Source organism: Shewanella sp. SM95, from assembly GCF_025653595.1.
Taxonomy (GTDB): Bacteria; Pseudomonadota; Gammaproteobacteria; order Enterobacterales; family Shewanellaceae; genus Shewanella; species Shewanella oncorhynchi.
Genome location: NZ_JAKKSE010000013.1, coordinates 102,390 through 115,647, shown reverse-complemented (window position 1 = coordinate 115,647; position 13,258 = coordinate 102,390). Strand labels below are relative to the sequence as shown.

The 13,258-nt window shown below is 48.4% G+C and carries 10 protein-coding genes; 1 reads left to right on the top strand and 9 read right to left on the bottom strand.

The annotated features are described in order from the left end of the window. Nucleotides 1-44: 44 nt before the first annotated feature. The 8 genes from L5M29_RS14785 to ilvC all read right to left on the bottom strand — a co-directional run bounded on the left by L5M29_RS14785 (nucleotide 45) and on the right by ilvC (nucleotide 10,424). Nucleotides 45-665, bottom strand: coding sequence for an imm11 family protein (locus tag L5M29_RS14785; protein WP_263168424.1), 621 nt, complete (start codon nucleotides 663-665; stop codon nucleotides 45-47). Nucleotides 666-1,154: 489 nt separating this feature from the next. After that, nucleotides 1,155-1,415: a hypothetical protein gene (locus tag L5M29_RS14780; protein WP_263168423.1), complete on the bottom strand. Its 261-nt coding sequence runs from the start codon at nucleotides 1,413-1,415 to the stop codon at nucleotides 1,155-1,157. 1 nt (nucleotide 1,416) lies between these two features. Then, entirely contained in the window at nucleotides 1,417-2,550 is a 1,134-nt protein-coding gene (locus tag L5M29_RS14775; protein ID WP_263168422.1) for a pyridoxal-phosphate-dependent aminotransferase family protein, read from the bottom strand. 207 nt (nucleotides 2,551-2,757) lie between these two features. Beyond that, nucleotides 2,758-4,359, bottom strand: a complete 1,602-nt coding sequence (gene ilvA / locus L5M29_RS14770; RefSeq protein ID WP_263168464.1) for a threonine ammonia-lyase, biosynthetic — start codon at nucleotides 4,357-4,359, stop codon at nucleotides 2,758-2,760. Nucleotides 4,360-4,376: 17 nt separating this feature from the next. Then, a complete protein-coding gene (ilvD, locus tag L5M29_RS14765; protein ID WP_263141166.1) occupies nucleotides 4,377-6,236 on the bottom strand; it encodes a dihydroxy-acid dehydratase in 1,860 nt (619 codons plus the stop codon). Between the two features lie 57 nt (nucleotides 6,237-6,293). Then, nucleotides 6,294-6,551 carry an acetolactate synthase 2 small subunit gene (ilvM, locus tag L5M29_RS14760; protein ID WP_006083459.1) on the bottom strand — a complete coding sequence of 86 codons (258 nt, stop codon included), beginning with the start codon at nucleotides 6,549-6,551 and terminating at the stop codon, nucleotides 6,294-6,296. Continuing rightward, nucleotides 6,548-8,221 carry an acetolactate synthase 2 catalytic subunit gene (gene ilvG, locus L5M29_RS14755; protein ID WP_011790989.1) on the bottom strand — a complete coding sequence of 558 codons (1,674 nt, stop codon included), beginning with the start codon at nucleotides 8,219-8,221 and terminating at the stop codon, nucleotides 6,548-6,550. The genes ilvM and ilvG overlap by 4 nt, the downstream gene beginning before the upstream one ends. A 724-nt stretch (nucleotides 8,222-8,945) precedes the next feature. Further along, a complete protein-coding gene (gene ilvC, locus L5M29_RS14750; RefSeq protein WP_131524931.1) occupies nucleotides 8,946-10,424 on the bottom strand; it encodes a ketol-acid reductoisomerase in 1,479 nt (492 codons plus the stop codon). A 249-nt stretch (nucleotides 10,425-10,673) separates the two neighbouring features. On the opposite strand from ilvC, the gene ilvY reads away from it, so the two are divergent. Beyond that, on the top strand, nucleotides 10,674-11,546 hold the full coding sequence (gene ilvY, locus L5M29_RS14745) for an HTH-type transcriptional activator IlvY (protein WP_105250471.1): 873 nt from the start codon (nucleotides 10,674-10,676) through the stop codon (nucleotides 11,544-11,546). Nucleotides 11,547-11,739: 193 nt separating this feature from the next. On the opposite strand, the gene L5M29_RS14740 is transcribed toward ilvY, so the two are convergent. Then, nucleotides 11,740-13,056 (bottom strand): hemolysin family protein, encoded by a 1,317-nt coding sequence (locus L5M29_RS14740; RefSeq protein WP_105250472.1) that lies wholly within the window; start codon nucleotides 13,054-13,056, stop codon nucleotides 11,740-11,742. Nucleotides 13,057-13,258: the final 202 nt, after the last annotated feature.

The following is a 13,258-nucleotide window of genomic DNA, read 5'->3' as shown; positions in this document are numbered from 1 at the left end:
TCACTCCTTGTACTTAGCTTCAATATTTTCATTTTATGATGCACTCAGCTCCATGCAGAATACTGATAATGTTCATTTATCTCCTTAAAACTCACCCCTGTTAAACCAAGAGCTTCGTACTCATTTTTAAACTGAATAGAACATACAGAAGCCGCTATCTCGTTACAAAAGAATAAATGTTCACGTATATTATTCTTTATTTTAAATTTATCTATAGACTCATAATATGTCTTCTTTAACCCACGTTCCTCTTGCGTGTTCAATTTTCCAGAATCTAAGTCAATCGAGATAGCATAAGTGGACTCATCCTTATCTAAGATAGACAAATAACTTAGTGGAAAAAATAAAAAGTACTTTTTCTGCGGACGAAATCCTCGATGCAAGTTAATATCGACAGGAATACGAATACACTTAACATTTAATTTTTCACACAAGTATAACATTTCATTAGAAACTAAATTTTCATCAACCAAATAATCACCATTCAGTTGATATGTTTTTGCTTTAAGAGAATAAGCATTAAAAAAATCAACCTCACATGGTGGTGAGTCATAAAACTCATAGTCAGGTAGCTCAGGAGTCCAATGTTTATCCATAAAATACGGTATTCCCTTACCATCAGGATCTGATTGCACAATAAAAAATGGCTGTAGATTTGTACTCAAAATCACTACCCTGTAATAGGTTAAAAGTTTAATGTCTCTAAGAAAGCATTAGCGCAAACTTAAATTTATTTTAAACATCGTTTTACTCTGTTGCTAGCCATAATATTCCTTCGCAAGTCAAAAAAGCTTAACGAGCCACCAATTGTTAAATTCTCGGAATGCATAATTATAAATAACAGACTATCAGGCATACCAAGGGTTTAACGGGATTAAGCACTGTCGTGGAAGTGACCGTTGGCGGCATGGTCGCTCATTCACATCCATGTGTTCGCGACATTCTAGTCTTGTTATAAATCTAGCCATATATAGCAGATGCCGCCGTAGGGCCGATAGGATCAACTTATTTTTTTAAACTAAAGTCGGCGAATCACTGGAATGACAGTGCTAAATCAATATTACCTGCTGCCAAAAGCGACTTTATTAACAAAATTAAAAAATCCCCGCATTGCGGGGATTTTCGTTTAATCAAAACCACTAAAACTAACTAAGTTACAAACACTTTCCATCCGATGAATCATCGGAAGAAAGTGCTCGACTGATGCCGCCGAAGATGACATTCAAGAAGCCGATACCGACATCTTTTTGCCGCTCATCGGCGCTGCCCGTATCGTGGCCGCTCGCATCGCGCATGCTTTGATTATTGTTGGTTCCGCGCACAAAATCGCAGGAGACATTGCTCGTATTATTCACTGAACAAGCACTGAGCAAAGCGATCATTAGGCCGCAAAGAGCAAGGCGTAATTTTGGCATATTAGTTCAACACTTCTTCTAATGCCTTGAGGCATAAAGAAACATTCTCACGGCGGGCACCAAAGCCCATTAGACCGATACGCCATGCTTTACCCGCAAGGGCGCCAAGGCCTGCACCGATTTCGAGGTTGTAATCCTTCAGCAAACGAGTGCGCACTGCGGCATCATCCACACCTGCGGGGATATAAACCGTATTCAGCTGCGGTAGGCGATAATCTTCGGCAACCACAAAATTAAGCCCTAACTTTTCCAGCCCAGCACGCAGCACTAAATGCATTTCGTGATGGCGTTGCCATGCATTCTCTAAGCCTTCGGCCGCCAAAATACGCAGGGATTCATGCAGTGCATAAAGCGCGTTCACTGGCGCAGTGTGATGATAACTGCGTTTGCCGCCCGCGCTGGTCCAATAGGCCATCACAAGACTTTGATCGAGGAACCAACTTTGCACTGGGGTTTTACGATTCTTGAGTTTTTCTACCGCTGCGCTCGAGAAAGACACAGGCGATAAACCCGGTACACAGGAGAGACACTTTTGACTGCCAGAATAAATAGCATCTATGCCCCATTCATCAACTCTTAATTCGACGCCGCCAAGGGAAGTGACCGCATCAACTATGCTCAAACAACCATAGGTTTTAGCTAATGCGCACAGGTTTTTTGCATCGGACAGCGCGCCAGTTGAGGTTTCGGCGTGCACAAAGGCTAAAAATTTGGCATCTGGATTGGCTTTCAGTGCCGCTTCAACCGCTGCAGGATCAACAGGTGTGCCCCACTCATTGTCCACCAGCACGGCAATGGCGCCCATACGCTCGACGTTTTGGCGCATACGCTCACCAAACACACCGTTACGACAGACAATCACCTTCTCACCCGGCTCGACTAAGTTAACGAAACAGGTTTCCATGCCCGCACTGCCCGGCGCTGATACCGCCATGGTCATTTCGTTTTTAGTTTGGAAGGCGTATTGGATCAGACTCTTAAGCTCATCCATCATGCCCACAAACAGCGGATCTAAGTGGCCAACCGTAGGTCTGGACTGCGCCGCAAGCACTTCGGGATAAACATCCGACGGGCCAGGGCCCATTAAAATACGGCGAGGAGGATTAAAAGCGGTAAAACGCGGTGCTGGTAACATCATGTCTCCTTAATGCGTGTAGGTGTAGGTCGAAGTCTAGTTATTATTCGTTAGCCAATCGTCAGCGGATTAAGTCAGCGACTTAACTGTGGCGCGCTAATCGGCGGCTAGAGTATTAAGTCTACAAAACTACCACAAAAAGGAGCGCCTGTGCGCTCCTCCTTTAGCCTTAGTTATGACTAACATAAGCGCCACATGCAGAGATAGCTAAGGTTGTAACGCCTTGTTGCCGTTACCCGCATTTAAAAACAGCTGATAGGCAGGACTTTGAGTTTCCTCTTGATAGACAAAACCCAACTCAGTTAAAAACTGTTGGAACGGCAAAGCATCACTCGCGGGTACTTCAAACCCCGCCAGCACTCGGCCAAAGGCCGCGCCGTGGTTGCGATAATGGAACAAGCTAATGTTCCATTTACTCTGCAAGGTAGTTAAAAACTTCAGCAGCGCACCGGGATGTTCAGGGAACTCGAAGCTAAACAAACGCTCCTCTAAAGGCTCTGGTGGATGACCACCGACCATATAACGCACATGCAATTTCGCGGTTTCATCCCCGGATAAATCCTGAACTTCAAAACCATTAGCCTCTAAGGTGGCAATGATTTGTTCTAGCTCACCTTGGCCTCGGCTTAAGCGAATGCCGGCAAACACCACGGCAAGATCACGACTACTGAAACGATAGTTAAACTCTGTCATCACCCGCTTATCGAGCAACTCACAGAATGTTAAGAAACTTCCCGGACGCTCAGGGACTTTCACCGCCAGTACCGCTTCTTTTTGCTCGCCAAGCTCACAGCGTTCCGACACATAACGCAGACTGTGAAAATTCACATTGGCGCCACTTAAAATCGCCGCGACCTTTTCACCATTGCCGCAATCACCATTGGCATTAGCGCTGACATATTTTTTAAGCCCAGCTAAGGACAAGGCCCCTGCGGGTTCGGCGATCGCACGGGTGTCTTCGAAGATATCTTTCACCGCAGCGCAGATTTCATCCGAAGTGACAGTCACTACTTCATCGACATAAAGTTTCGCGACTCGAAACGGCTCAGTGCCGATACGTTTAACCGCCACGCCATCGGCAAATAAACCGACTTGCGCCAGCGTCACAGGTTCGCCCGCTTCCATCGCTGCCTTTAAACAGGCGGCGTCTTCTGGCTCGACACCGACAATTTTCACCTGCGGCATCACCGCCTTGTAATAGGCTGCGATACCCGCGATTAAACCGCCGCCGCCCACGGGCACAAATACCACTTCGAGATCGCGCTGCTGCTGCAACATCTCTTGGGCGATAGTGCCTTGGCCTGCGATCACAGCTTCATCGTCGAAAGGCGCGATATAGACTCGGCCCTCTTCTTTGGCCATCGCCATCGCAAAACCATTGGCTTGATCGAAGGCTTGGCCGTGCAATACCACGTTGCCACCTAAACGGCGCACCGCATCGACTTTGATATCGGGCGTTGTCTCGGGCATCACAATCACAGCATCCACACCGCGACTCGCCGCTGACATAGCTACACCTTGGGCATGATTGCCTGCCGAAGCGCACACCACGCCGCGCTGGCATTCTTCTTTCGTCAGCTGGGCGATACGGTTATAGGCACCGCGTAACTTGAAGGAATGCACTGGCTGCATATCTTCGCGCTTCAAAAATACCTGACAACCTAAACGCGCCGATAACTTGTTCATGCTTGAAAGCGGCGTCACTTTCGCTATGTCATACACGGATGACAACAGGATTTTTTGCAGATAGCTTTGTGCCAACTGAAAATGGGCTAAATCCGCCTGAGTTTGCGATGCAAGTGGCAACATAGATGCAGTAAACATAATTAGTCCTCCAGTTTACTGCGATCGCGCACCGCGCCCTTGTCGGCACTGGTGGCGAGCATGGCATAGGCCTTAAGCGCGAGTGATACATAACGCTGGCGACCAATAGGTTTCCACGCCATTGGGCCAAGACTGTGCATTTTTTCACGGCGAGCATTGAGTTCAGTATCGCTTACCGCCAGCTTGATGCTGCGCTTTGGTATATCAATTTCGATGCGATCGCCATTTTCAATCAAGGCGATCGTACCGCCAGCGGCAGCTTCGGGTGAGACGTGGCCGATAGATAAACCTGAAGTGCCACCGGAGAAACGACCGTCGGTTATCAGCGCGCAGGCCTTGCCTAAACCGCGTGATTTTAAGTAACTGGTCGGATACAACATTTCTTGCATACCCGGGCCGCCTTTCGGGCCTTCATAACGAATAACAACCACATCACCCGCCACCACTTCGCCGCCTAAAATACCCGCCACGGCATCATCTTGGCTTTCATAGACGCGCGCCGAGCCGATGAAGGTCAGATTCGATTCATCCACGCCCGCCGTTTTAACGATACAGCCGTTTTCGGCCACGTTGCCCGACAATACGGCAAGCCCGCCCTCTTGGCTGAAGGCAAACTCGCGGCTACGGATACAGCCTTCTTGTCTGTCATTATCCAGTGACGGCCAGCGACAATCTTGGCTAAAGGCTTTAGTGGTCGGAATCCCCGCAGGTCCCGCCATAAAGAAGTGTTTTACTTTTTCATCTTGCGTCTGCATCACATCGTATTTCGCCAATACAGACTTCAAATTGCCACCTTCATCGGCCGCCACATGAAACACATCGGTATGCAGTAATCCGGCTCTGTCTAGCTCACCTAAAATCCCCATCACCCCACCCGCACGGTGCACGTCTTCCATATGATATTTAGGCGTTGATGGTGCAACTTTACAAAGGTGCGGCACCAGGCGCGACATGCGGTCAATATCCGCCATGGTAAAGTCAACATCAGCTTCCTGCGCGGCGGCCAATAAATGCAAAACGGTATTAGATGAGCCGCCCATGGCGATATCTAAGGTCATGGCATTTTCGAAGGCTTTAAAGTTAGCGATATTGCGTGGCAATGCCGATTCATCATCTTGATGATAATAACGTTTTGCCAGCGCCATCACGCGGCGACCCGCTTCCAAAAACAGCTCGCGGCGATCGGCGTGGGTTGCCAGCATAGAACCGTTACCCGGCAGCGATAATCCTAGTGCTTCGGTTAAACAGTTCATTGAGTTGGCGGTAAACATACCCGAACAAGAACCGCAGGTTGGGCACGCGCTACGCTCGATTTTGGCACTGTCTTCATCGCTCACGTTCGAGTCGGCGCCCGCCACCATTGCATCGACTAAATCGAGCTTGATGAGCTTATCCGACAGCTTAGTTTTACCCGCTTCCATCGGTCCACCAGACACAAATACGACGGGAATATTGAGGCGCAGCGCCGCCATCAACATGCCGGGGGTGATCTTGTCGCAGTTGGAGATACACACTAAAGCATCGGCGCAGTGGGCGTTAACCATGTATTCCACACTGTCGGCGATAAGCTCGCGCGATGGCAGACTGTAAAGCATGCCGCCGTGGCCCATGGCGATACCGTCATCGACTGCGATCGTATTGAATTCTTTGGCGATACCGCCCGCTTCTTCGATGGCGCTCGCGACGAGTGAGCCCATGTCTTTTAAGTGCACATGACCCGGTACAAACTGAGTAAAGGAGTTGGCAATGGCGATAATTGGCTTACCAAAATCATTGTCTTTCACCCCTGTGGCGCGCCATAGCGCACGGGCACCCGCCATATTGCGGCCTTCGGTACTGGTAGCTGAACGTAACTTTGGCATTGACTGTATCCTTTATCTCAAATCGAAAATCGTATTCTTAATTCACATGACGAATGCTTAAGCATTCGCCGTTTGTTGCAAGCTCAGAGGTAACAATACCTTACACTGGGTCACATCAATCAGTTTATTCAACTGATTACTTAACAGTTCGATGGCACGTTCGCTATCGACCTCCATATCCAGCGACAGGCTAGCGTCGTCATTCATACGCATCTGCATTTGGGTAATCGTAAAGCCGCGATGGCGAGTCACGCGCAAAACACGCTCAAGCACTTCGGGGCGTTGTTGAACCGTTAATTCCAGAGAGTGGATCATGTTTGTTTCTCCATTTCGTCCATCATATCGCTGTTTGATGCGCCGGGGGGCACCAGTGGCCAAACGTTAAAAGCATCGTCGATTGCAACGTGTAACAAATACGGGCCCTTAGCCGCTAACATTTCGGTTAAGGCTTCTTCCACTTCGTCGGAAGAAAAAATCGTGCGGCCGGGAATATCAAAAGCGGAGGCCAATAAGACAAAATCAGGGTTATCGGATAAATCCGTTTCACTGTAGCGCTCTTCAAAAAATAGCTGTTGCCACTGCTTCACCATGCCAAGCTTTTGGTTATCAACCAGCACGATTTTCACCGGCAGCTTACGGCGCTTGATGGTGGTCAGCTCCTGCACATTCATCATAAAAGAACCATCGCCAGAGACAGTCACCACAGTCGCATCGGGGCGCGCCACTTGTGCGCCAATGGCCGCGGGTAAACCAAAGCCCATAGTGCCTAAGCCCGCGCTGGACAGATGATCTTCAGGGCGGCGGAACCACATATGCTGGGCCACCCACATTTGGTGCTGGCCCACATCGCAACAAACAACATTGTCCTCGGGTAACTTATTGGCTAAACGGCGCAGCAGCGCAGGGGCGTAAATCAAACTGCCGGGGTGTTGATAATCCCATTGGTGTTTACGGGATAAATGCTCCACCTCGGCCTGCCAAGGCGTGATGTTCATCGACATGGCTAAGGCGGGTAGGATTTGGCGTAAGTCACCGGCTATCGCCACCTCTGGCATACGTAACTTGCCCAGCTCAGCGGCGTCGATGTCTAAATGGATCACTTTGGCCTTGTCGGCAAAGCTCGCTAAACGGCCGGTGACTCTGTCGTCGAAACGGGCGCCAACCACGATCAGCAAATCACAATCCTGTACCGCTAAGTTAGCCGCTTTGCCACCATGCATGCCTAACATGCCTAAGTAACCGGGCGTGCCGTGGGCGATACTGCCAAGCCCTTTCAAGGTTGCGACCGAAGGTATACCCGTTACTTTGATAAACTCACGCAGTTGATCGACCGCGCCCGCCATGCCCACACCGCCGCCGACATACAACATAGGTTGTTTCGCTTCTGCCAACAGCGCACGGGCGGCCTCGATATCACTCATCTCGGCTTGTGGTTCGTTCATGACGGCCAGCAAAGGCGTACGGTATTCAAGGTGAGCAAGTTGGATATCCTTCGGGATATCGACCAACACAGGGCCAGGGCGGCCGGATGCGGCGATCTCAAAAGCTTGATACAAGGTTGGGATCAGGTCGTTGACGTCTGTCACCATAAAGCTGTGCTTAGTGCAGCTCAGTGACATGCCCAGTACATCGATTTCTTGAAACGCATCAGTGCCGATAACGGCGGTGGAGACTTGGCCTGTGATAGCCACGATAGGCACTGAATCTAGCAACGCATCGGCAAGTGAGGTGATAAGGTTAGTCGCACCAGGGCCTGATGTCGCAAAGCACACGCCGGTTTTACCGCTGGCTCTTGCGTATCCTACGGCAGCAAAGGCCGCGCCTTGTTCGTGACGGCTTAAGAGATGTTCAACAGGGCTTCCATAGAGGGCATCGTATATTGGCATAATGGCACCACCTGGGTAACCAAACACTGTGGTGACTCCATGTGCTGCTAACACTTTGATTACCGCGTCTGCACCTCTGATCATCTGCCCTGGTTCCATATTCTCTCTCGCTACGTTAGTCCTGAATTGCCGAAAATCGACGCTAATTTTTTACTCTTTCGAAATCTTTACTCTTTCGAAGCTTAGAACCTTGCTCTAGGCCCTGAAACGAAGAACCCCCCGGTCCTTTCGGAGCGGGGGGTTCTTTCGAAACTTTTAACCTTTTAGGTCTATCAGTTCGCCATGCGCCGCCCCCGCTGTGATTTAATAATCACGACGGTAATAATCACGAGAATGAGCTTGGCAGCTTGGTTAAACATCAATATGGATTCCTAATCGGTGTTTCTAAAATTGGGGTATTGCATGAAAGTTAGTTTCGCTTTGGACTTTGCCCTACCGCGAGCTATTAGCTTTACCATAAAGCGACAGCCAAACACAATAAAAAATATCTTTTGTCAAAAAAAATTCAGCTTCCCTGCCGAGACAATGCAAAACAACAAAGTAAAACGTTAACTGTTGAGCCTCAGTCGGCGCGATGCGCCTACTGAACGATAGACTCACTAACTGTGTCGTTTTTGCCCGCTCGACAACCCACTGAACAGGAAAAAATTTGTTTCTCACTAACTGATTTATCACTAAGCTGATTCATCACTAAGCTGATTCATCACTAAGCAAGCTCAAGATGCGCGTTTCACTATCTTGAGCTTGCTTGGGAACTGAGCTGAGACCCAAGTCCTTTGAGTCTCAACCCTCTCCCCCAATGCTGGGCTTAACTAACTATCACTTAAGCCTCAACAATGCTCTTCATATCTGTCATGTAACCGCGAAGCTCAGCACCAACATATTCCACTGCCGTTTCACGAATCGCTTCGTTAACAGCGATGAGCGTTAGGTTGTCGACACCGGTTGCGCTGTCTTTCAGGCCAGCACCTAAATACTCAGATGACATGGCATTAACATAGTCACGCAGCATAGGTACGGCAGCGTGATTGAACAGGTAGCAACCGTATTCGGCTGTGTCTGAAATCACTACGTTCATTTCGTACAAACGCTTACGGGCAATCGTGTTAGCGATCAGTGGGGTTTCGTGCAGTGACTCGTAATAGGCCGACTCTTCCACGATACCCGCAGACACCATAGTATCGAACGCCAGTTCCACACCCGCTTTGATCATAGCAACAAGGAAAATACCTTTGTCGAAATAGGTTTGTTCGTCGATATGCTCACTCGATACGGGCGCATTTTCGAAACCTGTTTCGCCAGTTTCAGCTCTCCAACGCAGTAAGTTCGCATCATCGTTCGCCCAGTCTTCCATCATAGTGCGAGAGAATTCGCCGCTGATGATGTCATCCATGTGCTTTTCAAATAATGGTTGCAGAATTTCTTTTAAATCTTCTGCAATTTCAAATGCTTTAATCTTGGCTGGATTAGACAAACGGTCCATCATGTTAGTGATGCCGCCGTGTTTCAGCGCTTCAGTGACCGTTTCCCAACCTTGCTGGATAAGCTTGGCCGCATAGCCTGGCTCAACGCCATCGGCGATCATTTTCTCGTAACCTAAGATGGCACCCGTCTGCAACATACCGCACAGAATGGTTTGCTCGCCCATCAGATCCGACTTCACTTCTGCGATGAAAGACGACAGTAAAACACCGGCTCTGTCTCCACCCGTTGCGCTAGCATAGGCTTTAGCAATCTCTAAACCGTCACCGTTTGGATCGTTTTCTGGGTGAACCGCGATAAGGGTAGGCACACCAAAACCACGTTTGTATTCTTCACGCACTTCAGTGCCAGGGCACTTAGGCGCAACCATCACCACAGTGATATCGGAACGAACTTGCATACCCTCTTCAACGATGTTGAAGCCGTGTGAGTAAGACAAGGTAGAGCCTTGCTTCATCAGTGGCATAACCGCGTTAACCACGTTTGAATGCTGTTTGTCCGGCGTCAGGTTAAGGACCAGATCCGCCGCGGGGATTAATTCTTCAAAGGTACCGACACGGAAACCGTTATCGGTTGCTTTTTGCCATGAGGCACGTTTCTGTTCAATCGCTTCAGGACGCAGGGCAAAAGAGATATTCAGACCCGAATCACGCATGTTCAAGCCTTGGTTAAGACCTTGAGCACCACAACCTAAAATAACAATATTCCAATCTTTGATGTAGTTACAGCCGTCGCTAAACTCAGAACGATCCATGAAACGACATTGGCCAAGCTGTGCTAATTGTTGACGTAAATTCAGAGAGTTAAAATAGTTAGCCATCTGATATACCACCTATAAGTCAGAAATTTTGGACGCAACCAAACTAACATAATGTTACGACTTGGTTGTGATTGAAATCACTATAACCCATGCTTATCATTGCTTAAAATGATATATTCGAAACTTCATATTGCATTATACGCAACGTCAGCCGCAATAACGCTCAGTAACACTGGCAGCAACATCGGCGGCAATATGCAGCACTCAAGCTCAAGCTCAGGCTCAGGCTCAGGCTAAACAGGATAAGTTATGGATATTCGTACCCTCAAATTGTACCTGCACTTATGTGACAGTTTGCACTTCGCCAAGACCGCGGAGCAGATGCATGTGAGCCCATCGACCTTAAGCCGAGCACTGCAAAGATTAGAAGAAGAAGTGAACGCTAAGCTGTTAGAGCGGGATAATCGCAGCGTGACCTTAACCCACGCGGGACACGAATTTAAGCGATTCGCCGAGCAGACTTTGAACCATTGGAGCACACTCAAGCACAGTATCGATCTCAAGCAGGACGTGCTGCGCGGTCGGTTAAATCTGTATTGCTCGGTCACTGCCGCCTACAGTCATTTACCGGGTTTATTGGATCTATTCCGCCAAGAGCATCCCTTCGTCGAAATCGCCTTAACCACGGGAGATGCAGCGAACGCGCTAGCAGAAGTGCAGCAGAATCGCGCCGATATCGCCATCGCCGCCCTGCCCGATCCGTTTCCCAGCAGCTTACACTTTGCCAAAATCGACGATGTGCCGCTGTCGATTATCGCACCGACGATCCGCTGTGCAGTACAGCAACAAGTGAGTCAAACGCCTATAGATTGGTCGAGCGTGCCCTTTATCATCCCAGATCACGGCCCAGGACGGCGCCGCGCCGATAACTGGTTCAAACAAATGGGCATCAGCCCTAATATTTACGCCCAAGTTTCGGGCCAAGAAGCGATCGCCTCTATGGTAGCGTTAGGTTGTGGCGTGAGCATGAGCCCCGAAGTGGTGATCAATAACAGTCCAGTGCGAGATCGCATTCAGCTACTCTCGTCGCCAGTGGCGATTCCACCGTTCGAGCTAGGTTGCTGCTGCAAAGTGAAACGACTTGATGATCCCATCGTTAATGCGTTTTTGGATGTGATTTAAACGGGGAAAGTAATACAAAATAAAAGTGCGAGTGAAGAGTTTCAACGAGATATAAAGCTAAAACGGCTCTCAAAAAACTAAAAACTTAGCTAAAGAGAACCGCTTCACTATCAAACAGTTGCTATCAAATTGGTGCTAACGAACTATTGCCACAGGATTTCTATCGCAAGGCAATCAACACAAGATGACAGGATTACACATCCGGCGAGTTGAGCTTATCAATAGGATCGATACGAGTCACCAATAGCTGATCGACCTTGTACGAATCGATATCGACCACCTCAAATTTATAGCCCGCATAGTTCACGAAATCCGTACGCTTAGGGATTTTACGCAGCATATACATCATAAAACCAGCAATGGTTTCGTAGTTCTGATTATGCGGAAACTCCTCAATACCAAAGGCGCGCATTACGTCGGTAATAGGCGTCACACCGTCGACTAACCAAGAGTTACTATCGCGGGCGATGATCTGCTCTTCGCTCTCGTGCAATGACCAAGCCCCCATTACGGCGCGCTGTAGATCGTTAGTAGTCACAATCCCCACCACTAAGGCGTATTCGTTCATGACCACGGCAAAATCGGCGCGACTATTTTTAAAGTATTCCATCGCTTCTGACAGGCTCAGCGTATCGGGAATGATCAGCGAAGTATGGATTAAGTTACTGCCTTTTAAGATGATATTCTCACCGTTAATCACACGTATCAGCAATTCTTTCGCATCCACGAAGCCTTTGATCATATCTAACTGACCATCGCAGACGAGGAACTTAGTATGGGGATCTTCAGAAATTTTACGCTTGATATCTTCTTCACTGTCTTGCAGTAAAAAGTACACTAAGCTTTCACGGGCCGTCATGGCCGAAGTCACAGAAACGGTTTGCATTTCAAACACATTTTCCATCATCTGTTGCTCACCGCGATCTAGCACCCCAGCTTCGGCACCGGCATTCATGACGGCATAAATGTCGTCGGAGGTGATAGCATCGTTACGCACAGTTGGGATCTGCAGCAGTTTAAAGATACCACTCGCCATGCCATTGAAAAACCATACTAATGGGCGTAATAGCACAATACAGAAAGACATAGGCCCGACAACAGCTAAAGCGACAGGCTCAGGCATCGCCATGGCAATGCGTTTTGGCATTAAATCGGCGACTAAAATAAAGGCGCTGGTTACCGTTATGAAGGATAAAACAAAGCTCAATTGGCTCAGCCAAGGCTCGGCAACTAAAGGGGAAAGCAACTGATAGAAGTAAGGCCGAAATGCCGACTCACCCACAATACCGCCCATGATGGCAACGGCATTAAGACCAATTTGTACTACCGTAAAAAAGCTACCGGGAACGGCTTGTAACTGCAGCACTTTTTCTGCTCGTGCATCGCCCTCATCGGCTAACTGACGTAAACGAATTTTACGTGAAGCGGCAAGTGCAATTTCTGACATAGAGAAAAAACAACTCGCGCCGATTAGACACAATATAATCATCACGTTATCAAAGAGACTCATGTAACACCTTTCATTTAACACTGGACTAACTAGGACCAACCCGCGCCTTATTGCTCGCGAGTCAGTTGAATTCATTGTATTTGAGCAAAGTTTGCTTTGTCTGGTCGCTGCACAACAAGATTGTATTGACCACTTTCACCCCTGAGATGAATGAGCGCTTAGATGACAATCCTTAGGGTGCACTCAGTATATCTGCAAATTC